This window comes from Tepidiphilus sp. HLB4, assembly GCF_054823945.1.
The window spans coordinates 51120-75476 of the sequence record NZ_JSYB01000006.1 but is presented as its reverse complement, the minus strand read 5'-3'; the positions used below and the strand labels follow the sequence as shown (position 1 = coordinate 75476).

The window sequence follows — 24357 nt, the reverse complement described above, 5'->3', positions numbered from 1 at the left end:
TGGTTCGGCAAAGGGCGAGGGAAGAGGGCTGAAGATGATGTCAGTAAATGACGAGTGCAGTGCGAAAGGGCAGCCCCGGATCCACAAGGTGGTATTGCGCGTGCGCACGTCGCGCCTCGAGCCCTTGCCCGAAGAAGACGTGCTCGCCGAGGAGACACCGGTGGCGCTCGAATACAACGGCATCGCCTATGCGACGATGCTCGCCACGCCCGCCGATCTGGAGGACTTCGCCCTGGGGTTTTCGCTCACCGAGGGGATCGTCGAGGGTCCAGCCGAAATTTATGATCTCGAACTCGCATCCGGCGAAGTGGGGGTGATCGTGCGGATCGAAGTCGCCAGCGAGCGCTTCGCGCGCCTCAAGTCCCGCCGCCGCGCCTTGAGCGGGCGCACGGGATGCGGCCTGTGCGGCATCGAGTCGCTCGCCGAAGCAGTGCGCCCCGTGCCGGCCGTGCCGCAGGGCGGGGGGGTGCCGCTTGCGGCCGTGCTCGGGGCGATGCGCTCCTTGCGCGCGCGGCAGCCGTTGCATGAGGCCACCGGTGCCACGCACGCGGCGGCGCTCGCCGCGGCCGACGGCTCGCTCCTGCTGGTGCGCGAAGACGTGGGGCGGCACAATGCGCTCGACAAGGCGATCGGGGCGGCGGCGCGCGCCGGGCTGCTGCGCACGGGGGCGGTGGCGATGGCGCTCATGTCGAGCCGGGCGAGTTTCGAACTGGTGCAGAAGACGGCGGTGGCCGGCATCGGGGTGCTCGCGGCGGTGTCGGCGCCCACGGCCCTGGCAGTGCGTCTGGCCGAGGAGGCAGGCATCACCTTGTTGGGGTTCGTGCGCGGCGAAGGGGCGACCGTCTATAGCCGGGCGGATCGCCTGGTTACGGAATGAGCACCGCCGCGCCGTTCACGCGGCCCGCGCGCAGGTCGGCGATGGCCTCGTTGGCCGCCGTGAGGGGGTAGCAGGTGACGGCCGGATGTAGCGGCACCTCGGCGGCGAGCTTCATGAAGGCTTCGCCGTCGGCGCGCGTGAGGTTGGCCACCGAGGTGAGCGTTCGCTCTTCCCACAGCCAGCGGTAGGGGAAGGAGGGAATGTCGCTCATGTGGATGCCGCCGCACACCACCGTGCCGCCTTTGTCGGTGGCGCGCAGCGCCTGCGGCACGAGCTCGCCCACGGGGGCGAAGATGAGTGCGGCATCGAGCGGCTCGGGCGGCGGTTCGTCCGAACCGCCCGCCCAGCAGGCACCCAGGCGCCGGGCGAATTCCTGGGCGGCGACGTCCCCCGGGCGCGTGAAAGCGTAGATGCGCTTGCCTTGGTGTATGGCCACCTGGGCGATGAGGTGCGCCGCGGCGCCGAAGCCGTAGATGCCGACGCGTTCGAGGTTCGCGCCCGCCTTGGCGTAGGTACGCCAGCCGATGAGTCCGGCGCACAGCAAGGGCGTGGCCTCGGCGTCGCCGTAGCGCCCGGGGATGGGAAAGCAGAAGCGGGCGTCGGCCAGCGTCTCCTCGGCAAAGCCGCCGTCGCGCGTGTAGCCGGTGAAGATGGCCGATTCGCACAGGTTCTCCTGCCCGCGCCGGCAGTAGCGGCACGTACCGCAGGCCCCGCCGAGCCAGGGCACACCCACGCGATCGCCCACGCGAAAGCGCGTCACGCCTTCGCCCACTTCGAGTACGCGTCCGACGATTTCGTGGCCGAGTACGAGCGGCAGCTTGGGGTGGGGCAGCTCACCGTCGATCACGTGCAGGTCGGTGCGGCACACGGCGCAGGCGAGCACTTTCAGCCGGATCTCGCCGGGGCCGGGCCGAGGGGAAGGGAGTTCGACGCATTCGAGCGTCGCGCCGGGGCGGGTGAGGAGCATCGCTTTCATGAGATCTGGACGCCACAGAGCCGATCGTGATTCAGTATAGACGAGACGACGGGCGCAGCGCTTCGGGTGTGCGAAAATCGCCGGCAGGGAAACGCTTGTGCACTGCGAGGTTGACTTGCATCAAACCTTGTCTTACAAATCGAACCATCGACCCGATGGATGCGATGTCCGTCTGGCAGGATGATCGTCCTCGGCCGCCTCGTGCATGAAGGCGGGGGCCGCCGCAGGCCGTAAAAGGGGGTGGAGCGAGGCCGTTTTCGGTGTCGCTTTGCCGAGGTAGAAACGAAAAACCCCAGGGGAGACCCATGAACGGGATGAACCGAAGGCAGTTCTTCAAGGTCACCGCTGCCATGCTCTCGGGCTCGAGCATGGCAGCGTTGGGCCTGGCGCCGGAAGCGGCTCTGGCCGAGGTGCGCCAATACAAGCTCGCGCGCATGACCGAGACGCGCAATACCTGTCCCTACTGCTCGGTGGGGTGCGGGATCTTGATGTACGGGCTGGGCGACGGCGCGAAAAACGTCAAGACCACCATCGTGCACATCGAGGGCGATGCCGACCATCCGGTCAATCGCGGCACGCTGTGCCCGAAGGGCGCCTCGCTCATCGATTTCATCCATAGCCCGAACCGGCTCAAGCAGCCGCAGTACCGTGCGCCGGGTTCGGACAAATGGCAGACGATCTCCTGGGACGAGGCGCTCGATCGCATCGCCGCGCTGATGAAAGCCGACCGCGACGCCAATTTCGTCGAGAAGACCGCCGAGGGCAAGACCGTCAACCGCTGGCTCACCACCGGCATGCTCGCAGCTTCGGCCTCCAGCAACGAAACCGCCTATCTGACGCACAAGATCGTGCGCAGTCTGGGGATGCTCGCGTTCGACAACCAGGCGCGTGTCTGACACGGCCCGACGGTGGCAGGTCTTGCCCCGACGTTCGGCCGTGGTGCGATGACGAACCACTGGGTCGACATCAAGAACGCCGACATCATCCTCATCATGGGCGGCAACGCCGCCGAGGCGCACCCTTGCGGTTTCAAATGGGTGACCGAAGCCAAGGCGCACCGCGGCGCCAAGCTCATCGTCGTCGATCCGCGCTTCACGCGTTCGGCCTCGGTGGCCGACGTCTATGCGCCGATCCGCACCGGCACCGACATCGTCTTCCTGGGCGGGGTGATCCGCTATCTGCTGGAGAAAGACCAGATCCAGCACGAATACGTGCGCAACTACACCGATTTGTCGTTCATCGTGCGGGAAGACTTCTCGTTCGAGAACGGTCTCTTCTCCGGCTACGACGCCGAGAAACGTCGCTACGACAAGTCGAGCTGGGACTACGAGCGCGGCGAGGACGGCTACGTCAAGACCGATCCCACCTTGCAGCACCCGCGCTGCGTCTATCAGCTCATGAAGCAGCACTATGCGCGCTACACGCCGGAGACGGTCGAACGCGTCTGCGGCACGCCGCAGGCGAAGTTCCTGCAGATCTGCGAGATGCTCGCCTCCACCGCGCCGGCCAACCGCGTTGCCACCATTCTCTACGCGCTCGGTTGGGCGCAGCACTCGATCGGGGCGCAGATCATCCGCACCGCGGCCATGATGCAGCTGCTCCTGGGCAACATCGGCATGCCCGGCGGCGGCATCAACGCCCTGCGCGGACACTCCAACATCCAGGGGCTCACCGACCTGGGGTTGATGTCCAACCTCCTGCCGGGCTATCTCACGCTGCCCAACGAAGCCGAGCAGGATCTGCCCCAGTATCTGGCCGCGCGCACGCTCAAGCCGCTGCGCCCCAACCAGATGAGCTACTGGCAGAACTATCCCAAGTTCTTCGTGAGCCTCATGAAGGCCTGGTGGGGCAAGGCCGCCACGGCCGAGAACAACTGGGCCTACGACTATCTGCCCAAGCTCGACAAGCTCTACGACCTGCTGCAGGTCGTCGAGCTCATGGCGCAGGGCAAGATGAACGGCTATATCTGCCAGGGGTTCAACCCGCTGGCGGCAGCGCCGAACAAGGCCAAGGTGCTGGAGGGGCTCGCCAAGCTCAAGTACCTGGTGGTGATGGATCCGCTCGCCACCGAGACCTCGGAATTCTGGCGCAACGCCGGCGAATCGAACCCCGTCGATCCGTCGAAGATCCAGACCGAGGTGTTCCGGCTGCCCACGACCTGTTTTGCCGAGGAAGACGGCTCGCTCGTCAATTCCGGGCGCTGGCTGCAATGGCACTGGAAGGGGGCTGAACCGCCGGGCGAGGCGCGCAGCGACATCGAGATCATGGCCGAGCTCTTCCTGCGCATCCGCGAGCGCTACCGCCGCGAGGGCGGCGCTTTCCCGGCGCCCATCCTCGACCTTTGGTGGCCCTACGCCAACGAGGCGAACCCCACGCCCGAAGAGCTCGCCAAGGAGTACTCCGGCAAGGCGCTGGTCGACCTGCCCGATCCCAAGGATCCGGCGAGAATCGTGCGCCGCGCCGGCGAGCAGCTCGCCGGCTTCGCGGAGCTGCGCGACGATGGCAGCACCGCCTGCGGCTGCTGGATCTTCGCGGGGTGCTGGGGACCAAACGGGAACCTGATGGCGCGGCGCGACAACAGCGACCCCACCGGCATCGGTCAGACGCTCGGCTGGGCCTGGGCCTGGCCGGCGAACCGGCGCATCCTCTACAACCGGGCGAGCGCCGACCTGCAGGGCCGCCCGTTCGACCCGCAGCGCAAGCTCATCTACTGGAACGGCAAGGCGTGGGCCGGAGCGGACGTGCCGGATTTCAAGGTCGACGAGCCGCCCGACTCCGGGATGGGCCCCTTCATCATGAATCCGGAAGGGGTGGCGCGTTTCTTCGCCCGCGCCGGCATGACCGAGGGCCCGTTCCCCGAGCACTACGAGCCGTTCGAGACGCCGCTCGGCTACAACCCGCTGCACCCAAAAACGCCGGCGGCCACCAGCAACCCGGCGGCGCGGGTGTTCGCGCGCGACCTGGCCGACATGGGCAAGGTGGAGGAGTTTCCTTTCATCGCCACCACCTACCGCCTCACCGAGCATTTCCATTTTTGGACCAAGCACGTGCTGCTCAACTCGATCACCCAGCCCGAGCAGTTCGTCGAGATCGGCGAGGCGCTCGCCAAGGAGCTGGGCATCGCCAACGGCGAGCGCGTCAAGGTCTCCTCCAGGCGCGGTTACATCAAGGCGGTCGCCCTGGTGACCAAGCGCATCCGGCCGCTGACGATCGAGGGCAAGACGATGCATCACGTGGGCATTCCCATCCATTGGGGCTTCACGGGCATCGCCAAGCCGGGGTTCCTGGCGAACACGCTCACGCCTTCGGTGGGCGATGGCAACATCCAGACGCCGGAATTCAAGTCCTTCCTGGTAAAAGTGGAAAAGGCATAGGAGCGCGGCCATGGCATTGCAATCTCTCGACATCAAGCGGCGCTCCGCCACCACTTCGCCCACCCCTTCGGTGCGCGAGCCGAGCGTGGGCGCGGTGGCCAAGCTCATCGACGTCTCCAAGTGCATCGGCTGCAAGGCGTGCCAGACGGCGTGCATGGAGTGGAACGACCTGCGCGACGAGATCGGCACCAACATCGGCGTCTACGACAACCCGGCCGATCTCACCGAGCATTCGTGGACGGTGATGCGCTTTGCCGAATACGAGAACCCTCAAGGAGATCTCGAGTGGCTCATCCGTAAGGATGGCTGCATGCACTGCGAAGATCCGGGTTGCCTCAAGGCCTGCCCCTCGCCGGGGGCGATCGTGCAGTACGCCAACGGGATCGTGGATTTTCACGAGGAGAACTGTATCGGCTGCGGCTACTGCGTCACGGGCTGCCCGTTCAACGTGCCGCGCCTCTCGAAGAAGGACCACAAGGCGTACAAGTGCACCCTGTGTTCCGACCGTGTCGCCGTGGGACAGGAGCCGGCCTGCGTCAAGACCTGTCCCACGGGGGCGATCGAGTTCGGCACCAAGGAAGAGATGAAGGAGCACGCCCAGGCGCGCATCGCCGATCTCAAATCCCGCGGCTACGCCAACGCCGGGCTCTACGATCCGGCCGGCGTGGGCGGCACGCATGTGATGTACGTGCTGCACCATGCCGATCAACCCACCCTCTACAGTGGGTTGCCGAAAGACCCGCAGATCAGCCCCACGGTGTCGCTGTGGAAAGGGGTGGCCAAGCCCTTGAGCATGGCGGCGATGGCGCTCGCCGCGCTGGTGGGCTTTTTCCATTACATGCGCGTCGGTCCGGCCGAGACGAGCGAGGAGGACGAGCACCGCGCCGAGAAGGAGGTGTCCCATGAGTGAGACCACACGACCGCGGACTCTGCCGCGCTACAGCGCCAGCGAGCGCAGCAACCACTGGGTGGTGGCGATCACCTTCATCCTGCTCGCGCTCTCGGGGCTGGCGTTCTATCATCCGGCGTTCTTCTTCCTCTCGGACCTGCTCGGCGGCGGCTACTGGGCGCGGGTGCTGCATCCGTACATCGGGGTGGTGTTCTTCGTCTGCTTCGCCGTGCTCGCGCTGCGTCTGGCGCGGCACAACGCCTGGGAGGCGAAGGATGCGCAGTGGCTGAAGCACTTCCCCGACGTGCTCGCCAACCGCGAGGAGCATCTGCCCGAGGTGGGGCGCTACAACGCCTTGCAGAAGGCGCTCTTCTATGTGCTGGTGCTGAGCGCCGTCGGTCTGCTGCTCTCGGGAATCGGCCTGTGGCGTGCCTGGTTCTCTTTGCCCGTCGGCGTCGTGCGTGCAGCGGCGCTGGTGCACGCTGCGTGCGCTTTCGTCGCCATCACGTCCATCATCGTGCACATCTACGCGGCCATCTGGGTGAAGGGTTCGGTGCGCGCGATGACGCGGGGCGACGTGACTTGGGGCTGGGCCTGGCGGCATCATCGCGCCTGGTTCCGGCAGATGGTCAAGGGTGCCAACGAGTAAAGGGAGAACGGCTTGCAACGCATTCTGTCACGCGGTGAGATCGAGGGGCTGGAGCGCAACGCCTTGCCGCGGCTGCGCCTGCCCTCACGCCAGGTATTCGCCGAGCGCGCGGCGCGCCTGCGTCATCTGGCCGGGGGGAATTCCCTGGGCGAGTATCTCGCCTTGATGGCGCGGCTCGCCCAGGCGCAGCACGAGGCGCTCGGCGCGTTCACCGCGCCCTTGCCCGACGAGAATCGGCTCTCGCTCGCGCACACGCACGGCATGCCGCCCCTTCCCTGCGAGGGGCCGCTCGAAGGATGCTGGCGCGAGGCGCTGCGGGCGGTGCTTGCGGCGCTGTCCGGTCAGGAGCTCGGGGATGCGCCGCGGGCGACGGTGGCGCGGCTCGAGCAAACGCTCTCTGCCGAGCCGCAGCGGCTCGATGCGCTCGCCCAGGCGCTCCTTGCCGGGGAAGAACCGGGGGACGTAGCCGCAGCGCCTTTCCTCATGGCGGCGCTGCAGGTGTATTGGACCGAGCGGGCGAGCCGTCTGCCGGAAGCGGTGGTGCCGGCTGTGGTGCCCTCGCGCGTCTGCCCGGTGTGCGGCAGCCTGCCGGTGGCAAGCGTCGTGCGCGTGGGCGCGGCGAGCGACGGTCTGCGCTATCTGCACTGCGGTCTATGCGCGAGCGAGTGGCACATGGTGCGCGTCAAATGCAGCCACTGCGAGGACACCCGTTCGGTGGCCTACCACCACCTCGAAGGGGCGTCCGAGGCGATCAAGGCCGAGTCTTGCGATGCCTGCCACAGCTATCGTAAGATTTTCTACCAGGAGAAGGACCTGGAGGTGGATGCGGTGGCCGACGATCTCGCCAGTCTCACGCTCGATGTCTTGATGGGAGAAGCCGGATACGTGCGCGCGAGCGCCAATCCCTTGCTGTGGTTCGCGTGACGACGAACACCCGTTCCGAATCCGTTGCGGCGAGCGCCATCCCTTCGCTCGAACGGCTGCTGGCCTCGCCCGCCTTCGCCGCCCTGCTCACGGCGCACGGCCGTACGCGGGTGCTGGCCGCTTCGCGCGTCCATCTGGCGGCACTGCGGGCGCAGGCTCAGGAAGGGGCGCTCGCAGCCGAGGCGATCCGGCCCGAGGCAATCGCTGCCCGGGTGCGGGAAGCCCTGCAGGCGCAGGATCGGCCGCGGCTGCGCACCGTCTTCAATCTCACGGGAACGGTGCTGCACACCAACCTCGGCCGGGCGTTGCTCGCCGACGAGGCGGTGCGCGCCGTGGTGCAGGCGATGACGGCTCCAGCCGCCTTGGAGTTCGACCTCGAGAGCGGAGGCCGGGGCGACCGCGATACGCTCGTGGAAGAACTCGTGCGCGAGCTCACCGGGGCTGAGGCGGCCACCGTGGTCAACAACAACGCCGCGGCGGTGCTCTTGGCGCTCGATGCGCTCGCCAAGCGGCGCGAGGTGGTGGTCTCGCGCGGCGAGCTGGTGGAGATCGGCGGCGCCTTCCGCATTCCCGACATCATGAAGCGCGCCGGCGCCCGCCTCGTCGAAGTCGGTACCACCAACCGCACCCATTCGCACGATTATGCCGAAGCGATCGGGCCGCGCACGGCGATGCTGCTCAAAGTGCATTGCAGCAACTACGCCATCACCGGCTTCACCAAGAGCGTGCCGGTAGCGCAAGCCGCCGAGATCGCGCACGCGCACGGCCTGCCTCTGGGCGTTGATCTGGGCAGCGGCACGCTCACCGATCTGGCCGCCTGGGGTCTGCCGGCCGAGCCGACGGTGCGCGAGACCGTCGCTGCGGGGGCGGACCTCGTCACTTTCAGCGGCGACAAGCTGCTGGGCGGCCCGCAGGCCGGTTTCCTCGTCGGCCGCGCCGATCTGATCCGCCGCATCAAGAAGGATCCGCTCAAACGGGCGTTGCGCGTGGGCAAACTCACCTTGGCAGCGCTGGAGGCGACGCTGCGGCTCTACCGTGAGCCGGAGTTTCTCGCCGAGCGTCTGCCTACGCTGCGGCTGCTCACGCGCCCGGCCTCGGCGATGGCAGCGCAGGCGGCGCGGCTGCGCGCGCCGGTACAGCAGGCCCTGGGCGAAGGATTCGCCGTCAGCGAGTTTGCCATGGCGAGCCAGATCGGCAGCGGGGCACTGCCGGTGGAGCGCCTGCCCAGCCACGGTCTGGTGCTTCGCCCGGTGGGCAAGCGCGCGGGGCGTTCCTTGTCGCGGCTCGAGGCGGCGCTGCGCGCGTTGCCTCGCCCGGTGCTCGGACGCGTGGCCGACGAGGCGCTGTGGTGGGACCTGCGTTGCCTGGACGAGGCCGACGAGGCCGCCTTTCTTGCCCAATTGGCGGAATTGCGGCCATGATCGTCGGCACGGCGGGCCACATCGACCACGGCAAGACGACGCTGGTCAAGGCGCTCACCGGCGTCGACACCGACCGGCTGGCCGAGGAAAAGGCGCGCGGCATTACCATCGAGCTCGGGTACGCCTATCTACCGCTCGCCGACGGCGAAGTGCTCGGATTCATCGACGTGCCCGGCCACGAGCGCCTGGTGCACACCATGGCCGCGGGTGCGAGCGGCATCGATTTCGCGCTCTTGGTGGTGGCCGCCGACGATGGGGTGATGCCGCAGACGCGCGAGCACCTCGCCATTCTCGGTTGGCTCGGCGTGACGCGCGGGGCGGTGGCGATCACCAAGGCCGATCGCGTCGATTCCTCGCGCCTGACGCAGGTTCGGGACGAAATCGCTGCGCTCACCGCCGGCACCTTTCTCGAAGGCGCGCCGGTCTTCGCCGTGCGGGCGCAGGAGCCGGGCGACGAAGGCACGGCGGCGCTGCGCGCGCATCTGGAACGTGAGGCGGGCCGAATCGCGGCGCGCCGCCGCGAGGGGTTCTTTCGGCTTGCGATCGACCGGGCGTTTACACTCGCCGGCGTGGGTACCGTAGTGACCGGTACGGTCCATGGAGGATGCTACGCCTTGGGCGGGCCGGAGGAACTGCGGCTCATGCCGGCAGGACTGCCGGTGCGGGTGCGCAGCATCCATGCGCAGAACCGGCCGAGCGAGCGCGCCTTGGCCGGTGAGCGCTGCGCCCTGAACCTTCCGGGGGTGGCGAAAGAGGCCATCGCGCGCGGCGACTGGATCGCGGATGCGCGCTGTTTCTTACCCACGTGCCATCTCGATGTGGAATTGGCGCTCTCTGCGGACGCGCCGGCGCTCGGCGTGCGCACGCCGGTGCATGTGCACCTCGCCGCGGCGCACCGGCTCGCTTACGTCATACCGCTCGAAGGCGATCTCCTGCCGCCCGGCCGGCGAGGGCTCGTGCAGCTGGTTTTCGAGGAACCGCTGTGCGCTGCACCGGGCGATCGTTTCATCCTCCGCAACGCCCAGGCGAACCGCACCCTTGGCGGCGGCCGCGTGCTCGACCCTTACGCACCCGAGCGCAAGCGCCGTTCGCCGCGGCGTCGTGCCTGGCTCGAGGCGATCACACGCCTGCTGGAAGGCGAGGGGCTCGGACCGCTGCTGGGGCAGGCGCCCTACGGTGTGGACGAAGCGCTGCTCGAGCGGCTGTTCGCGGCGCCGATCTCGGCGGCTGTGCTGCCGCCCGAGGCTTTGCGGGTGCAGGGAGCTCGAGGCGCGGCCTGGATCCTGCCCGGACACTGGGAGGCGCTCGCCGAACGGGTACTCGCCGTGCTCGAACGCCAGCATGAGCGCGTGCCCGACGACCCCGGTGTGGACACGCCGCGCCTGCGCCGCATGGTCGATGCGCTCATCCCCGAGCCTTTGTGGCAGGGCGTACTCGACGCGCTGGCGAGCCAGGGCAAGGTGGCGCGCAGCGGCCCCTGGTGGCATCTGCCGGGGCATGCGGCCCGGCTCGCACCCGAAGAGGAGGCGCTCGCGGCGCGGCTCCTCGCCCGGCTCGAAGCGGGCGGTTTCGATCCGCCGTGGGTGCGGGATCTGGCGCGCGCGGAAGGATTGCCCGAGGAGGCGGTGCGCGCCCTGCTGCGCAAGCTCGCGCGCCGTGGCGAGGCAGCGCAGGTGGTCAAGGATCTCTTCTATGCCCCCCGGCGGGTGCGGGAGCTCGCGGCGATCGCTGCCGAGCTCGCCGCGGCCGCAGGGGGCGTGCAGGCGGCGCGTTTTCGCGATGCCACGGGGCTGGGGCGCAAGCGCGCGGTACAGATCCTGGAATTTTTCGATCGCATCGGATACACGCGCCGGGTGCAGCGCCGCGGCCAGGACGCGCACCTGCTGCGCGGCGATGCCGGTTCCGTCTTCAGCTGAGGGAGGTCGATTCGATGCGGTAAGAGAAATGCTCCGGATCGAGGCTGTCGAGGACCTTGCCGCCCACCCGCGCCTGCGGATACATGAAAAAGCCCGACATCATGCTCGGTCCGAAGCGCAGGTCGTTCTCGTCGTTGAACGCCACCCAGTTCATTTCCCAACTACCGAAGAGCCGTTCGCGCAGTTCGGCGATCTTCGGATCGTCGAGTGGCAATTTTTCTTCGAGCACCGCCTTGCGCACGTCCGCCGGGTCGACGGGGACCCAGCCGAACTCGGCCACGTAGAATTCGGCGCGGCAGTGCTGTGCGCCGGTCACGTCGCCGCTGCGGCCCAAGGACTTGAACAAGCGTGAGTCGGCCACGCGGATGCCGTAGATTTCGCGCGCGGGGATGCCGACGGCCCGGCACAGGCCGACGTAGAGGGTATTGATGTCCACGCATTTCCCGCCAAGGTTTCCGCTCTCGAGCATGCTCTTGACGTCGCCCAGGCCGCAGCCGCGCACCTTGGGATCGCGGAAGGAGTGTTCCACCACCCAGTCGTAGATCGCGCGGGCTTTCTGCAGCGGGGTTTCCGCTCCGGCGCTCGCTGCCAGCGCCGTGTCGCGCACGATGCCATCGAGCGGCACCCGTTCGGTGGGCTGGAGATAGCGTTCGAGTACCGTCTCCTGCTCGGGGGTGGGTCGGGGCGGCCGGTGCCAGTCGATTTGCCGATCGCGGGTGGCGACTTCGATGCGCACGCTGGCGCGGCGCTCGGCGGCTCCACGCCAGCGGGCGAAGAAGGCCTCGGCGCGCCCCAGCCGCCGCACTTCGGCCGTGTCGGCATTGCTCTGCCATTGCGGGATCTCGGCGCGTTGATAGTCGCTGAAGTTCTGCGGCAAGGGCAACCACAGCTCGGCTTCGAGGCCGGGTTCGGCAAGTTCGACGTGGTAGGTGAGCGCGAAACGGCGCCAAGATCGCGAATCGGCCGAGTCGGCAGGCGAGGCTTGGAGGGTTGGCAGGCGGGTGAGCAGCAAGGTGTCGCCCGCCAGGCCGAGAAACTCGCGTCGATCCATGGGTGGGTCCTCCGCTGGGGGTCAATGTTTTTTCTTGGGTGGGTTGCGGTATATTGTATCGTTCCTGCGGCGGACGGGACGCATGTCCTTACCCGCCGCAGGAACGATATCCTGGTTTTCCCGAGGAAGGCATCCGTGTCCGGTGGCACGGCCGGGCTTCAAACCCGGTTGGGGGCGTCCGACGCTCCCAGGTAGGTTCGACTCCTGCTGCCTTCCGCCATCTGGCGTATCATTGCCCCATGGACGAGATCGCCGCTTCCTCCCCTGCACGCCTGCACGCAGCGAGTGAGCCGCCGCGCCTCGTGCTCGAGGGGGCGTGGACGGCGGCCGGGGTGAAGGCCGAGGCGCTCATTGCGGCTGCCGCGCAGGCTTTATCCGCGCTTCCTGAAGGGCCGGTTGCGCTCGAAGCGGCCGCGCAGGCCGAGCTCGACACCGTCGGCGCCCTGGTGCTGGAGCACATCGCGGCCGAGGCAAAAGCCAAGGGCCGGGTGCTGGATTTCTCTTCCCTGCCTCCGGCCTGGCAGGCGACGCGCTCCCTCATCGCCCATGTGGCGCAGCGCACGCCTCCGCCCGCGCCCGAGCCTTTTTCCGGCTTCGCCTACATCGGCAAGGTCGCCGTCGATCTCGCGCGCCATTACCGGGACATGTTGGCGTTCATCGGCGAGGTCACGCTGCATCTGCTGCCGCTGCTCGTACGGCCCTGGCGCATCCGCTGGGATTCGGTGATCGTGGAGATCGAGGCAGCCGGCGTGCGGGCGATTCCCATCGTGGCCTTGCTCTCCTTTCTCATCGGCGTGGTGCTCGCCTACCAGGCGGGGGTGACGCTCGATCGGTTTGGCGCCAACGTCTTCATCGCCGACATGATCGGGGTCGTCGTCATGCGGGAGATGGGACCGATGATCGCCGCCATCCTCGTGGCCGGACGCACTGGATCGAGCTATGCTGCCCAGCTCGGGTCGATGCGCGTCACCCAGGAGATCGACGCGCTGCGCTCGCTCGCGCTGCCGCCGGTCGAGATGCTGGTGATCCCGCGCTTCCTTGCGCTGGCGATCACGCTGCCGCTACTCACCACCTTGGCCAACGCCGCCGGGGTGCTGGGCGGAATGGTGGTGGCCACCGGCGGTTTCGGGCTGGATTGGACGGTCGGTTTGCAGCGTCTGGGGCGGCTGGAGAATACCCATTATTGGGTGGGACTGGTGAAGACGCCGGTCTTCGCCACGGTGATCGCCCTCATCGGCTGCCAGGCAGGCATGAGCGTGCGCGGCTCGGCGCTGGAAGTGGGGCGGGCGACCACCTCCAGCGTGGTGCAAGCCATCTTCTGGGTGATCGTGCTCGATGCGATCTTCTCCATCGCATTTCGGCGGTTGGGGCTATGAGCGAGGTAAGCGAAGAGACGCCGGCGATCGAGGTGCACGGCCTGTGCAACCGTTTCGGTGCGCACGTGGTGCACGAGGGGCTCGACCTGGTGGTGCCGCGCGGCAAGGTGGTCTCGCTCGTGGGCGGCAGCGGCAGCGGCAAGACGGTGCTGCTCAACAACCTCATCATGCTCACTCGCCCGGCGGCCGGCTCCATCCGTATCCTGGGGCGGGATGTCGCCGCGCTCGGGCGTGAGGAGCGTATCCGGCTGCAGCTGCGCCTGGGGGTGATGTTCCAGCAAGGGGCGCTCTTCACCTCGCTCACGGTGCTGGAGAACGTGATGCTGCCGCTTGCCGAGCACGCGCGCCTGCCGCGGCGGCTGCGCGAGGAGGCGGCCATGCTCAAGATCCAGCTGGCGGGGCTGGACGCGGACGCAGTGCATCGCCATCCGCGCGAACTCTCCGGCGGCATGACCAAGCGCGCGGCGCTCGCCCGGGCGCTCGCGCTCGACCCGGAGATCCTCTTCCTCGACGAGCCCACCTCCGGGCTCGATCCGGTGAGCGCCCGGGCGTTCGACCGGCTGGTGCTCGCGCTGCGCGACGCGCTGGGCGTGACGATCTTCCAAATCACGCACGACCTCGATTCGATCTTCGGTGCAAGCGACCTCGTGGTCTTCCTCGCGCGCAAGAAAGTACTGGCCGCGGGCACGGCCGAGGAACTGGCGCAGCGTCCGGAGCCGGAGCTGCGGGCGTATTTCTCGGCGCGGGCGGGGGGTGATCCATCCACCCCCACCCTATAGGGCCGGCATCAGATACCGCCGATGCACATGTACTTGATCTCCACATACTCCTCGATGCCGTACTTCGAGCCCTCGCGCCCCATGCCGGAAGCCTTCATGCCGCCGAAAGGCGCGACCTCGGTGGAGATGAGGCCGGTATTGATGCCGACGATGCCGTATTCGAGCGCCCCCCCCACGCGCCAGACGCGGCTCGAGGATTCGGTGTAGAAATAGGCGGCCAGGCCGAACTCGGTATCGTTGGCCATGCGGATGGCTTCTTCTTCGGTGTGGAAGCGAAAGAGCGGTGCCACCGGGCCGAAGGTCTCCTCGCGTGCGACTTTCATCTGAGGGGTGACGTCGGCGAGGATGGTCGGTTCGAAGAAGGTGCCGCCCAAGGGGTGACGCTTGCCCCCAGTGAGGATGCGCGCGCCTTTGCTCACGGCATCGGCGATGTGCTCTTCGACCTTGCGCACCGCGTTCTCGTCGATGAGGGGCCCCTGGTTGGTGCCTTCGGCGAGCCCCGGGCCGACTTTCAGCTGGGAGACGGCTTCGGCGAGCTTGGCGGCGAAGCGCTCGTAGACGCCGTCCTGCACGAGCAGGCGGTTCGCGCACACGCAGGTCTGGCCGGTGTTACGGTATTTCGAGGCGAGCGCCCCCTGCACGGCGGCGTCGAGGTCGGCATCGTCGAAGACGATGAACGGCGCGTTGCCACCGAGTTCGAGCGAGAGTTTCTTCAAGGTGGGGGCGCACTGCGCCATGAGCTTGATACCGGTCTCGGTGGAGCCGGTAAACGAGAGCTTGCGCACGATGGGGTTGGCGGTGAGCTCGCCGCCGATGGCCGTGGCCGAGCCGGTGACGACGTTGAACACGCCAGCCGGTACGCCGGCACGCTCGGCGAGTACCGCCAGCGCCAGCGCCGAGTAGGGGGTCTGGCTCGCGGGCTTGAGCACCATGGGGCAGCCGGCGGCGAGCGCCGGCCCGGCCTTGCGCGTGATCATGGCCGAAGGGAAATTCCACGGCGTGATCGCGCCGCACACGCCGATCGGCTCCTTGGTGACGACGATGCGCTTGTCGGCCAGGTGCGGCGGAATGACGTCGCCGTAGATGCGCTTGCCCTCTTCGGCGAACCACTCGATGAAGGAGGCGGCATAGAGCACTTCGCCGCGCGCTTCGGCCAGCGGCTTACCCTGCTCCGAGGTCATGATCACGGCCAGGTCTTCCTGATTTTCGACGATGAGGTCGAACCAGCGTCGCAGGATGCGGGCGCGCGCCCCGGCGGTGAGGGCGCGCCAGGCCGGCCAGGCGGCGTTGGCCGCCTCGATCGCGCGGCGCGTTTCGGTAGCGCCCATCTTGGGCACGGTACCGAGCACGCTGCCATCGGCGGGGTTGCGTACGGTGAGCACGGCACCGTCGTCGGCATCGACCCAGCGCCCGTCGATGTAGGCTTGGGTACGGAAGAGGGAAGGGTCTTTGAGTGCAAGGGTCATGGTGCATGGTCCTGTGGGGTGAAAAATTCAGATCAAAGCGGTGCGCAGCCGCTCGTTGCGCCGGCGCAGCCACTCCAGGGTGAGCAGCATGAGGGTGGAGAGGATGACAAGGATGGTGGCGGCTGCGGCGATGGTGGGGCTGATGTTCTCGCGGATGCCGGCGAACATCTGCCGCGGCAGGGTACTCTGCTCTGGCGCGGCGAGAAAGAGCGTGACGACGACTTCATCGAAGGAGGTGGCGAAGGCGAAGATGCCGCCGGAAAGGATGCCGGGGGCGACCAGCGGCAGCGTGACCCGGAAGAAGGTCGTGAGTGGCCCCGCGCCGAGACTGGAGGCCGCCCGCACGAGGTTGAAATCGAACCCGACGAGGGTGGCCGTCACGGTGGTGATGACGAAGGGGACGCCGAGGATGGCGTGCGCGATGATGAGGCCGGTGTAGCTGCCGGTGAGCCCGACGGGGGCGAAGAAAAGATACATGGCCACGCCGATGATCACCACCGGCACGATCATGGGTGAGATCAGCACGGCGGTGAGGGCGGTCTTGCCGGGAAACTCGGCCCGTACCAGACCCACCGAGGCGAGCGTGCCCAGTGCCATCGCTAGCAGGGTCGCCGCCGGCGACACGATGAGGCTGTTCATCACCGATCGCCCCCACACCGGCGAAGTGAAGAATTCCTCGTACCAGCGCAGCGAAAAACCCGACATGGGATACATGAGGAAATTGTCGGCGTTGAACGACAGGGGAATGATGACGAGAATGGGCAGGATCAGGAAGGCCAGGATGAGGAAGACGAGGGCACGGTGCATCCAGTACCAGGCGCGTTCGAGGGGGGAGGCGTAGGGTGGCAGCACGGGGATCCCTCCTTCAGCGGGCTTTCATGAACTTGACACGGGTGGGTCCGAAGCGCAGGGCATAGACCGCGTAGAGCAGCAGCGTAGCGGTGAGCAGGATCGCCGACAGGGCTGCGGCCATGTTCCAGTTGATCGTCTGGTTGGTATAGAAGGCGATGAAGTAGCTCAACATCTGCTCCTTGGGTCCACCGAGCAGCGCCGGTGTGATGTAGTACCCCATGCACATGATGAAGACGAGAAGGACGCCGGCGCCCACGCCGGGCAAGGTCTGGGGAAAGTAGATCGTCCAGAAGCTGCGCCAAGGAGGGCAGCCGAGCGAGAGCGCGGCCCGCACGTAGAGCGGCGAGATCCCTTTCATGACCGAATAGAGCGGCAGAACCATGAACGGCAGCAGGATGTGGATCATTCCAATATAGACGCTGAAACGGTTGAAGAGCATGGGCAGGGGGGATTCGATGAGCCCCAGCGAGAGCAGGAGCCGATTGACGAGCCCTTCGTTTTGCAGCAGCACGATCCAGGCGGCGATGCGTACCAGGACGGATGTCCAGAACGGCAACAGCACGAAGAGCATGAGGAGGTTGCTGCGATTCACCGGCAGGATGGCCATCAGATAGGCGACGGGAAAACCGAGCAGCAGGCACAGCAAGGTGACGTTGAAGCTCATCCAGAAGGTACGGCCGAGCACGTCGAGATAGACCCGCTCCTGGGGCGGGGCCAGAGCGATGTGACCCTGGTCATCGACGGTCAGGTCGAGCGCGGCGAGCAGGTAGAAGGCCGTGAATGGGTGACCGGCGCGCTGCAGGGTTTTCCAGATCGCTGTCTCGCCCCAGGCCGGATCGATGGCGATCAGCGCTTCTTTGGCGGAGACGTCCATGGGCAAGGGGAGATGGCGGGCCGTCTTCATCACGAGCGAGCGCAAGCCGGCCTCCTCGCGGTTGAGGCGCGTGGCGATGGCGGCGAGCTTCGGCGTTCCCTTGGCCTGAGCGAGCTCATCGGCGAGGAGCCGATAGACGCGTTCGTCGGGCAGCTCCTGCCCGTTCCAGCCACGCAAGGCGGCGATGGTCTGCGGGAGGTTGTCATGGATGCCTTCGTTTTCCACTGCCCGCACGAGCAGGGAGGCGATGGGCCAGACGAAAGCGACCAGCACCAGCAGCGCCAGAGGTAGTACCAGTGCGAAGTAGGCAAGGTTGCGCCGTCGCTCGGCGCGGCGCATGCGCCGCTTGAGATCGGGGTCCGCCCCGCCGATGGCGGGGGCAGACGCAGCGAAATCGGACATGGATGCACTCTCCCGCATGGAGGGGCGGCGCGAGGCCGCCCGGAATCGGCCGTTTCAGAGGCTCACTTCGCCGCCCAGGAGTTGAACCGCTGTTCGAGCTCTTCGCCGTGTTCGACCCAGAATTCGGTGTTCATCGGCAGCGCCACGGCGAGGTTTTGCGGAGCGCTGGGGAGTTCGCCGACCACCTTGGGATCGAGTCCGTCGAGCGCCTTGAGGTTGGTCGGGCCGTAGGAAATCTCTTGGGAGAATGCCTTCTGCCGGTCGGGTTGGCTGGCGAAACGGATGAACTCGATCGCCTGCGCCTTGTTGGGATCCCCTTTGGGAATCGCCCAGGAATCGATGTCGTAGATGCTCTGGTTCCACACAACCTTGAGATGTTTGCCTTCTTTTTGGGCAGCATGGATGCGGCCGTTGTAGGCGGCGCTCATCACGAGATCCCCCGAGGCGAGCAGCTGGGGCGGCTGGGCGCCCGCTTCCCACCACTGGATGTGGGGTTTGAGCTGGTCGAGCTTGGCGAAGGCCCGATCGACGCCTTCCTTGGTGGCAAGAACTTTGTAGATGTCCTGCGGCGGAACGCCATCAGCGAGCAGGGCGAATTCGAGGGTGTATTTGGCGCCTTTGCGCAGGCCACGTTTGCCTGGGAATTTCTTCACGTCCCAGAAGTCGGCCCAGGAAGTGGGGGCCTGCGGCAGCTTGTCGGCGTCGTAGGCGAGTGCCACCGACCAGACGAAGATGCCGACGCCGCATTCATTGACCGCCTGCGGCAGAAAATCGGCCTTGTTGCCGATCTTGGAGAAATCGATTTTCTCGTAGAGTCCTTCCTCGCAGCCGCGCACGAGTTCGGGAGATTCGACTTCGACGATGTCCCAGGTGACGTTGCCGGCCATGACCATCGCCTTGATCTTGGCCTGCTCGCCGTTGTATTCGCCGGGGTGGATCTTAATGCCCGTGGTCTGGGTGAAGGGTTGGTAGAAGGCCTTCTCTTGGGCTTTTTGGTTGTCGCCACCGAAGGAGATGATGGTGAGATCGGCCATCGCCGGGGCGGCGGCTCCGAGGGCAAGGCCGAGGACGGCGGCGTGCAGGGTACGTATTTTCATGGTGGATCTCCTCCTGGGTGAATGGTGCGATGGGGAATTTAGCTGGCGGGGGCGTCCAGGGCATGCAGGTGGTGTGGGTCGAGGCCGATGTGCAGCGTCGTGCCGACCGACCACGAGGGATCGAAGCGGGAGATGGGCACTTTGATGACGAACTCCTGTTGCGGGCCGAGCACGAGGCAGATGCGTACCTGGTCGCCGAGATAGATGGTCTCACGCACGGTCGCGCCGAGCCGGTTGGGATGGTTTTCCGGCGGGGCGAGCACGACGCGTTCCGGCCGGATGCATACGAGGGTGCGCTCGCCCAGGCCGACCGGGCCGCGGCAGGCGATGACGCAGGGGCCGCAGTCGAGTTCGACTTCGCAGGTCCCGCCATCCATGCGCCGAACGATGCCGGGAAGGACGTTGTTTTCGCCGATGAAATTGGCGACGAAGGAATTGACCGGATGCTCGTAGATGCGCTCTGGCGTGTCGATCTGCTGGATGGCCCCTTGATGGAAGACGGCGATGCGGTCGGACATGGTGAGTGCCTCACCCTGGTCGTGGGTGACGAAGACCACGGTGACGCCCAGCGTGCGCTGCAGATGCTTGATCTCCAGCTGCATCTGCTCGCGCAGGTTCTTGTCGAGCGCCCCCAGCGGCTCGTCCATCAGGACGAGCTGGGGATCGAAGACGAGCGCACGGGCAAGCGCCACGCGCTGCTGTTGCCCGCCGGAGAGCTGCTGGGGGTAGCGTTCGGCGTACTCCTCGAGGCGGATCATGGCCAACGCCCGCCGAACCCGTGCCTCGATCTCGTCGGTCGAAAGCTTGCGTACCCGTAGCGGAAAGCGTAAGTTGTCGGCCACGGTCATGTGGGGAAAGAGCGCATAGTTCTGGAAGACCATGCCGATGTTGCGCTTGTGCGGCGGCACGCGGTTGATGACCTTCCCCTCCAGCAGGATCTCGCCGCTCGTCGGCGTTTCGAAACCGGCGAGCATCATCAGCGTGGTGGTCTTGCCCGAACCGGAGGGGCCCAGCAGGGTCAGGAATTCGCCGCGCCGGATGTCGAGGTTGAGATCGCGCACGATGAGCGAGGCGCCATCGTAGGTTTTTTGCACGCCGATGAAACGGACGTGCGGTGCATCGGTGCTTGCGTTCGTTTCTCCTGCCATGCGGGCCCCTCCCTGGGTCTGTCTCTTTTCGTTCAAGGATAGATGCCGCGCAGCTGCCTTGCCTCGAGTACGCGCCGGCAGGCAAGGAGGTAGGCGGCGGTGCGCAGGGTCACGCGGTGTTCTTGCGCGGCTTTCCATACGGACTCGAAGGCTTCGCTGAGGATGCGCTCGAGCCTTTCGTTGATCTCCTGCTCGGTCCAGAAGAAGCTGGAGAAATCCTGCACCCATTCGAAGTAGCTCACCGTGACGCCGCCGGCATTGGTGAGCACGTCGGGCACGAGGGTCACCCCGCGGGACGTGAGGATGTCGTCGGCTTCGGGCGTGGTGGGACCGTTGGCGCCTTCGAGGATGAGCCGCGCCTTGATGTCCATGGCGTTGTGCCGGTCGATCTGGCCTTCGAGGGCAGCCGGTACGAGAATGTCCGTTTCGACCGACCAGAAATTCTCGTTCGCGATCGCCGAGGCCCCGGGGAATCGCCCCAGGGTACCCCCGCCATCGAGCCAGTGCTGCAGGGCATCGAGGTCGATGCCGTCACCGTTGTGGATCGTGCCGGTAACGTCCTGCAGGGCAACGATTTTGGCGCCGGCTGCGGCGAAACAGCGGGCGGCGGTGGCCCCGACGTTGCCGTAGCCCTGGATGGCGACGCGGGCCCCGGCCAGATCCAGGCCGAGCTTGCGCGCCGCACTGCGCCCGACGATGAACACGCCCCGGCCGGTGGCTTCGCGCCGGCCCAAGCTGCCGCCCAAGGCCACCGGTTTGCCGGTGACCACGCCGGTGACGGTGCGCCCCTGGTTGATGGAATAAGTGTCCATCATCCAGGCCATGATCTGCTCGTTGGTATTGACGTCGGGCGCGGGGATGTCCTTGTCCGGACCGATGAGCACGCCGATCTCGCTGGTGTAGCGGCGAGTGAGGCGCTCCAGCTCACCCCGGGTCAGGGTGCGGGGATCGACCCGTACCCCTCCCTTGGCTCCCCCGAACGGAAGACCGATCACGGCGTTCTTGATCGTCATCCAGCCGGCGAGCGCCATGACCTCGGAGAGCGTGACGTCCTGGTGATAGCGCACCCCGCCCTTGCCCGGCCCGCGCGAGGTGTTGTGATGGACGCGATAACCTTCGAAGTGCTTGATCGAGCCGTCGTCCATCTTCACCGGGATGTCGACGATGAGGATGCGTTTGGGACGCTTGAGGGTTTCGACGAGATGGCCCAGATCGGCCAAATGCGGCACGACCCGGTCGACCTGCTCGAGGAAGACTTCCCATGGGCCGAGATGGGCGTGGTCGAGGTAGGATGGGATGGTATCCATCGAAGAGTTCTCCTTGTGGGAGTGTAAAAAAATCCTTGTGGGATCGGGTCGGTTGCGGAAATCAGGCCTTCCGTTCGGCGATGGCCTGAAGGGAGGCTTCGATGATGTCGAGCCCCTCGTCGAGCACCGCTTCGGGGATGGTCAGGGGAATCATGACGCGCAAGACGTTACCGTAGCTGCCGCAGGTCAGCAGCAGCAGGCCGCGACGCGCCGCTTCTTCCTTGAGGGCGTTGGCGATCTCGGGGGCGGGGCGTTTCGGATCGCCTTCATGGCAGAATTCGACGGCGGTCATTGCGCCCAAGCCGCGCACTTCGGCGATGAAGGGGAAGCGGTTGCGCATCGTCTCGAAACGGGCCCGCATGCGCACGCCCAGCGTCTCGGCCCGGGCGCACAGGTCTTCCTCTGCGACGACGTCGAGCACGGCGTGCGCGGCGGCCACGGCCAGCGGATTGCCGGCATAGGTGGAGCCGAGGCCGCCGGCGGGCGGGGCGTCCATGAGCTCGGCTTTTCCGACCACCGCCGAGAGCGTCGTGCCGCCGCCCAGTCCCTTGGCCAGCGTGATGAGATCCGGCTCGATGCCGTAGCGTTCGGTGGCAAAGAGCGAGCCGCAGCGGGCGATGCCGGTCTGTACTTCGTCGACGATGAGCACGATCCCGTGCTGGTCGCACAAGGCGCGCAGGCGCGGCAGTAGATCGACGGGGGCGGGGATGTAGCCGCCTTCGCCCTGCACCGGCTCGACAATGATGGCGGCGATGCGGTGGGCGGGAATGGTCGTCTTGAACAGCGTCTCGATGGCGTGCAGGGAATCTTCGGTGCGCACGCCGCGCAGGGCGTGCGGATAGGGAACGTGGAAGATCTCACCGGGCATGGCGCCGAAGGCGCCCTTGTAGGGCTCGACCTTGCCGGTGAGGGCCATCGTCAGGAGGGTGCGGCCATGAAAGGCGCCACCGAAGGCGATGACCCCCGAGCGATTGGTAGCCGCGCGGGCGATCTTGACGGCGTTTTCGACGGCCTCGGCGCCGGTGGTGAAGAGACAGGCTTTCTTCGGCGATTTGCCGGGGGCAAGCGCGATGAGGCGCTCGCACAGCGCGACGTAGGATTCGTAGGCGACGACCTGGAAGCAGGTATGAGTGAAGTGCTCGAGCTGCTCGCGGACGGCTGCAGCCACGCGGGGGTGGCGATGCCCCGTGTTGAGCACGGCGATGCCGGCACAGAAATCAATCCAGCGGCGGCCTTCGACATCGACGATCTCGGCATTGTCGGCACGGCTGGCGAAGATGGGATGCGCCTGACCATAGCCGCGGGGCAGCGCCGCGTTGCGGCGGCGCAAAAGCTCGGCGTTGGAGGGGGGCTTGGGTGCGTTGGCGTTCATGGGTTCTCCTGGACTGGGGCTGGTTGTGGTGAACCACTATAAAGAATGATGCGGCCCACAGTGGGGCCAGTTTATGGTAATTTCTTGGGGCCGCTTGGAGGAGTGTAGTCAATGCCGCGCGAGCTTTCCGTCGAACCGATCGTCGCCGCATTTGCAGGCGCGCCCGTGCACAATGGTCTGCGCAATCGCCTTTATCTCGCGGTGCGCCAGGCCATCTTGTCCGGTCGCCTGCCGGCGGGGACGGAATTGCCTTCGAGCCGAAGCCTGGCCAAGGAACTGGGGATAGCCCGCAACACCGTGCTGCGAGCCTATGAATTGTTGCTGGCCGAAGGGTATTTGGAGGGGCGAAGCGGCTCGGGGACCTTCGTTTCCGATCGCATCCGTGCGCCCCAGGGGACGATGACGGAGGGAAGCGCGCGGACACAGCCGGTCGTGAGCGCACGGGGTAAGACGCTGCTGGCGCATGCAGCGAGCAGCCGCTTGCAGGGAGGGGCCTTCATGCCGGGAATTCCCGACGTGAGCCATTTCCCTTTCGCGGTGTGGCGGCGAATCCTGGGGCGTTACCTTCGGCCCGAACAACGCCATCTGGCGCAGTATGGCTATGGCGGCTACGGACCGCTCAAGACGGTTCTGGCGCAGTATCTGGGCATGACGCGTATGATGTCGTGCACGCCGCAGCAGGTGGTGATCGTCAATGGGACCCATCAGGCAGTCGACCTGATCGCCCGGGTGCTCGCCGACGTCGGCGACCGGGCGTGGATGGAAGACCCCGGCTACTGGGGAGCGCGCAACGTGCTGCGGGCGGCCGGGCTGGAGGTGGTGGCGCAGCCGGTCGATGGCGAAGGGCTGGCGATCCGGTCCGAGGAGCGGGAGCGGCCGCCGCGGCTCATCTTCGTGTCGCCTTCGTGCCAGTATCCAACGGGGGCGGTGATGTCGCTCGAGCGGCGTCTGGATCTGCTGGAATATGCCCATCGTCATGGTTCATGGGTAATCGAAGACGATTACGACAACGAGATGCGTTTCCACAGCCAGCCGATCGCCTCGCTCTTCGGCCTGTCACGGGCGCATCGGGTGATCTACGTCGGCACCTTCAGTAAGGTGCTCTTTCCTGGCCTTCGGCTGGCGTATCTGGTGGTGCCGCCGTCCCTGGCCGAAACCTTTACCGTGGCGAACGCAGAACTGTACCGGGAGGGACGTCTCGCCGAACAGGCGGCGCTGGCCGAGTTCATCGACGACGGGCATTTCAGCGCCCACATCCGTCGCATGCGGCCGCTCTACCGCGAACGCATGGAAACCTTGCGGGAGCTGCTGTCCGGGGAACTGGGGGCGGCCGTATCCTTTTTGGGCGGGCATGCAGGGTTGCACCTGACGGTGCAGTTCGCCGAACCGCTCGACGATGTGGCGATCGCCGCGAGCGCCCTCAATGAAGGGGTGATCTGCCGCCCCTTGTCGCGCTACTCGCTCGAGGCGGCGACCCGGCGCTCCGGCATGGTGCTGGGGTTCGCGCCGGTACCGGTCGAGCACATGAAACGGCCAGTCGAAGTCTTGCTGCGTGCGATCGGGGCCCACAGTCGCCCTGGGGTGCCCCGCCGCGAAGGCTGAGAGGA

At 66.7% G+C, this 24357-nt stretch carries 19 protein-coding genes and 1 tRNA gene; 11 read left to right on the top strand and 9 right to left on the bottom strand.

The window, feature by feature from the left end:
• The first annotated feature begins 37 nt into the window (after nt 1-37).
• A complete protein-coding gene (gene fdhD, locus OA56_RS01410; protein ID WP_461583233.1) occupies nt 38-877 on the top strand; it encodes a formate dehydrogenase accessory sulfurtransferase FdhD in 840 nt (279 codons plus the stop codon).
• Here fdhD and OA56_RS01405 read toward each other — a convergent pair.
• Nucleotides 867-1853, bottom strand: a complete 987-nt coding sequence (locus OA56_RS01405; RefSeq protein ID WP_055423355.1) for a zinc-dependent alcohol dehydrogenase family protein — start codon at nt 1851-1853, stop codon at nt 867-869. The two genes, fdhD and OA56_RS01405, sit on opposite strands and share 11 nt — an antisense overlap.
• A gap of 305 nt (nt 1854-2158) precedes the next feature.
• On the opposite strand from OA56_RS01405, the gene fdnG reads away from it, so the two are divergent.
• The 6 genes from fdnG to selB are packed head-to-tail and all read left to right on the top strand — an operon-like array spanning nt 2159 to nt 11026.
• Nucleotides 2159-5227, top strand: a complete 3069-nt coding sequence (gene fdnG / locus OA56_RS01400; RefSeq protein WP_461583219.1) for a formate dehydrogenase-N subunit alpha — start codon at nt 2159-2161, stop codon at nt 5225-5227.
• A 10-nt stretch (nt 5228-5237) separates the two neighbouring features.
• The gene (fdxH, locus tag OA56_RS01395; RefSeq protein ID WP_055423352.1) at nt 5238-6137 is read left to right on the top strand and encodes a formate dehydrogenase subunit beta; all 900 of its coding nucleotides are present in this window, start codon (nt 5238-5240) and stop codon (nt 6135-6137) included.
• Nucleotides 6130-6765 carry a formate dehydrogenase subunit gamma gene (locus OA56_RS01390; RefSeq protein WP_055423351.1) on the top strand — a complete coding sequence of 212 codons (636 nt, stop codon included), beginning with the start codon at nt 6130-6132 and terminating at the stop codon, nt 6763-6765. Before fdxH ends, OA56_RS01390 begins: the two co-directional genes overlap by 8 nt.
• Before the next feature lie 12 nt (nt 6766-6777).
• Nucleotides 6778-7689, top strand: a complete 912-nt coding sequence (gene fdhE / locus OA56_RS01385; protein ID WP_461583218.1) for a formate dehydrogenase accessory protein FdhE — start codon at nt 6778-6780, stop codon at nt 7687-7689.
• Nucleotides 7686-9110, top strand: coding sequence for an L-seryl-tRNA(Sec) selenium transferase (gene selA / locus OA56_RS01380; RefSeq protein WP_461583217.1), 1425 nt, complete (start codon nt 7686-7688; stop codon nt 9108-9110). Before fdhE ends, selA begins: the two co-directional genes overlap by 4 nt.
• Nucleotides 9107-11026: a selenocysteine-specific translation elongation factor gene (selB, locus tag OA56_RS01375; RefSeq protein ID WP_461583216.1), complete on the top strand. Its 1920-nt coding sequence runs from the start codon at nt 9107-9109 to the stop codon at nt 11024-11026. Before selA ends, selB begins: the two co-directional genes overlap by 4 nt.
• Here selB and OA56_RS01370 read toward each other — a convergent pair.
• A complete protein-coding gene (locus OA56_RS01370) occupies nt 11019-12077 on the bottom strand; it encodes a transglutaminase-like domain-containing protein (protein ID WP_461583215.1) in 1059 nt (352 codons plus the stop codon). The two genes, selB and OA56_RS01370, sit on opposite strands and share 8 nt — an antisense overlap.
• Before the next feature lie 124 nt (nt 12078-12201).
• Between OA56_RS01370 and OA56_RS01365 the strand changes: the two genes are divergently transcribed.
• From OA56_RS01365 to OA56_RS01355, 3 genes are all read left to right on the top strand, one after another.
• A tRNA-Sec gene (locus tag OA56_RS01365) sits at nt 12202-12297 on the top strand.
• 19 nt (nt 12298-12316) lie between these two features.
• Nucleotides 12317-13453 carry an MlaE family ABC transporter permease gene (locus OA56_RS01360; RefSeq protein ID WP_461583214.1) on the top strand — a complete coding sequence of 379 codons (1137 nt, stop codon included), beginning with the start codon at nt 12317-12319 and terminating at the stop codon, nt 13451-13453.
• Nucleotides 13450-14232, top strand: a complete 783-nt coding sequence (locus tag OA56_RS01355) for an ABC transporter ATP-binding protein (RefSeq protein WP_461583213.1) — start codon at nt 13450-13452, stop codon at nt 14230-14232. The genes OA56_RS01360 and OA56_RS01355 overlap by 4 nt, the downstream gene beginning before the upstream one ends.
• Nucleotides 14233-14240: 8 nt before the next feature.
• On the opposite strand, the gene gabD is transcribed toward OA56_RS01355, so the two are convergent.
• The 7 genes from gabD to gabT all read right to left on the bottom strand — a co-directional run bounded on the left by gabD (nt 14241) and on the right by gabT (nt 22750).
• Nucleotides 14241-15698, bottom strand: coding sequence for an NADP-dependent succinate-semialdehyde dehydrogenase (gene gabD, locus OA56_RS01350; RefSeq protein ID WP_461583212.1), 1458 nt, complete (start codon nt 15696-15698; stop codon nt 14241-14243).
• A 27-nt stretch (nt 15699-15725) separates the two neighbouring features.
• Nucleotides 15726-16550, bottom strand: a complete 825-nt coding sequence (locus OA56_RS01345) for an ABC transporter permease (RefSeq protein WP_461583211.1) — start codon at nt 16548-16550, stop codon at nt 15726-15728.
• Between the two features lie 13 nt (nt 16551-16563).
• The gene (locus OA56_RS01340; protein WP_461583210.1) at nt 16564-17826 is read right to left on the bottom strand and encodes an ABC transporter permease; all 1263 of its coding nucleotides are present in this window, start codon (nt 17824-17826) and stop codon (nt 16564-16566) included.
• A gap of 62 nt (nt 17827-17888) precedes the next feature.
• The gene (locus tag OA56_RS01335; RefSeq protein ID WP_461583209.1) at nt 17889-18923 is read right to left on the bottom strand and encodes an ABC transporter substrate-binding protein; all 1035 of its coding nucleotides are present in this window, start codon (nt 18921-18923) and stop codon (nt 17889-17891) included.
• Between the two features lie 38 nt (nt 18924-18961).
• Entirely contained in the window at nt 18962-20071 is a 1110-nt protein-coding gene (locus tag OA56_RS01330) for an ABC transporter ATP-binding protein (protein WP_461583208.1), read from the bottom strand.
• A 32-nt stretch (nt 20072-20103) separates the two neighbouring features.
• Nucleotides 20104-21378 (bottom strand): Glu/Leu/Phe/Val family dehydrogenase, encoded by a 1275-nt coding sequence (locus OA56_RS01325; protein WP_461583207.1) that lies wholly within the window; start codon nt 21376-21378, stop codon nt 20104-20106.
• Nucleotides 21379-21439: 61 nt separating this feature from the next.
• Nucleotides 21440-22750 carry a 4-aminobutyrate--2-oxoglutarate transaminase gene (gabT, locus tag OA56_RS01320; RefSeq protein WP_461583206.1) on the bottom strand — a complete coding sequence of 437 codons (1311 nt, stop codon included), beginning with the start codon at nt 22748-22750 and terminating at the stop codon, nt 21440-21442.
• 111 nt (nt 22751-22861) lie between these two features.
• Between gabT and pdxR the strand changes: the two genes are divergently transcribed.
• Nucleotides 22862-24352 carry a MocR-like pyridoxine biosynthesis transcription factor PdxR gene (gene pdxR / locus OA56_RS01315; protein ID WP_461583205.1) on the top strand — a complete coding sequence of 497 codons (1491 nt, stop codon included), beginning with the start codon at nt 22862-22864 and terminating at the stop codon, nt 24350-24352.
• Nucleotides 24353-24357 lie beyond the last annotated feature (5 nt).

What these genes read in the sequence shown, in the direction of transcription:
- fdhD (WP_461583233.1), top strand. Translation starts at nt 38, where the DNA reads ATGTCAGTAAATGACGAGTGCAGTGCGAAAGGGCAGCCCCGGATCCAC.
- OA56_RS01405 (WP_055423355.1), bottom strand. Translation starts at nt 1,853, where the DNA reads ATGAAAGCGATGCTCCTCACCCGCCCCGGCGCGACGCTCGAATGCGTC.
- fdxH (WP_055423352.1), top strand. Translation starts at nt 5,238, where the DNA reads ATGGCATTGCAATCTCTCGACATCAAGCGGCGCTCCGCCACCACTTCG.
- OA56_RS01390 (WP_055423351.1), top strand. Translation starts at nt 6,130, where the DNA reads ATGAGTGAGACCACACGACCGCGGACTCTGCCGCGCTACAGCGCCAGC.
- selB (WP_461583216.1), top strand. Translation starts at nt 9,107, where the DNA reads ATGATCGTCGGCACGGCGGGCCACATCGACCACGGCAAGACGACGCTG.
- OA56_RS01370 (WP_461583215.1), bottom strand. Translation starts at nt 12,077, where the DNA reads ATGGATCGACGCGAGTTTCTCGGCCTGGCGGGCGACACCTTGCTGCTC.
- OA56_RS01360 (WP_461583214.1), top strand. Translation starts at nt 12,317, where the DNA reads ATGGACGAGATCGCCGCTTCCTCCCCTGCACGCCTGCACGCAGCGAGT.
- OA56_RS01355 (WP_461583213.1), top strand. Translation starts at nt 13,450, where the DNA reads ATGAGCGAGGTAAGCGAAGAGACGCCGGCGATCGAGGTGCACGGCCTG.
- gabD (WP_461583212.1), bottom strand. Translation starts at nt 15,698, where the DNA reads ATGACCCTTGCACTCAAAGACCCTTCCCTCTTCCGTACCCAAGCCTAC.
- OA56_RS01340 (WP_461583210.1), bottom strand. Translation starts at nt 17,826, where the DNA reads ATGTCCGATTTCGCTGCGTCTGCCCCCGCCATCGGCGGGGCGGACCCC.
- OA56_RS01335 (WP_461583209.1), bottom strand. Translation starts at nt 18,923, where the DNA reads ATGAAAATACGTACCCTGCACGCCGCCGTCCTCGGCCTTGCCCTCGGA.
- OA56_RS01330 (WP_461583208.1), bottom strand. Translation starts at nt 20,071, where the DNA reads ATGGCAGGAGAAACGAACGCAAGCACCGATGCACCGCACGTCCGTTTC.
- OA56_RS01325 (WP_461583207.1), bottom strand. Translation starts at nt 21,378, where the DNA reads ATGGATACCATCCCATCCTACCTCGACCACGCCCATCTCGGCCCATGG.
- gabT (WP_461583206.1), bottom strand. Translation starts at nt 22,750, where the DNA reads ATGAACGCCAACGCACCCAAGCCCCCCTCCAACGCCGAGCTTTTGCGC.
- pdxR (WP_461583205.1), top strand. Translation starts at nt 22,862, where the DNA reads ATGCCGCGCGAGCTTTCCGTCGAACCGATCGTCGCCGCATTTGCAGGC.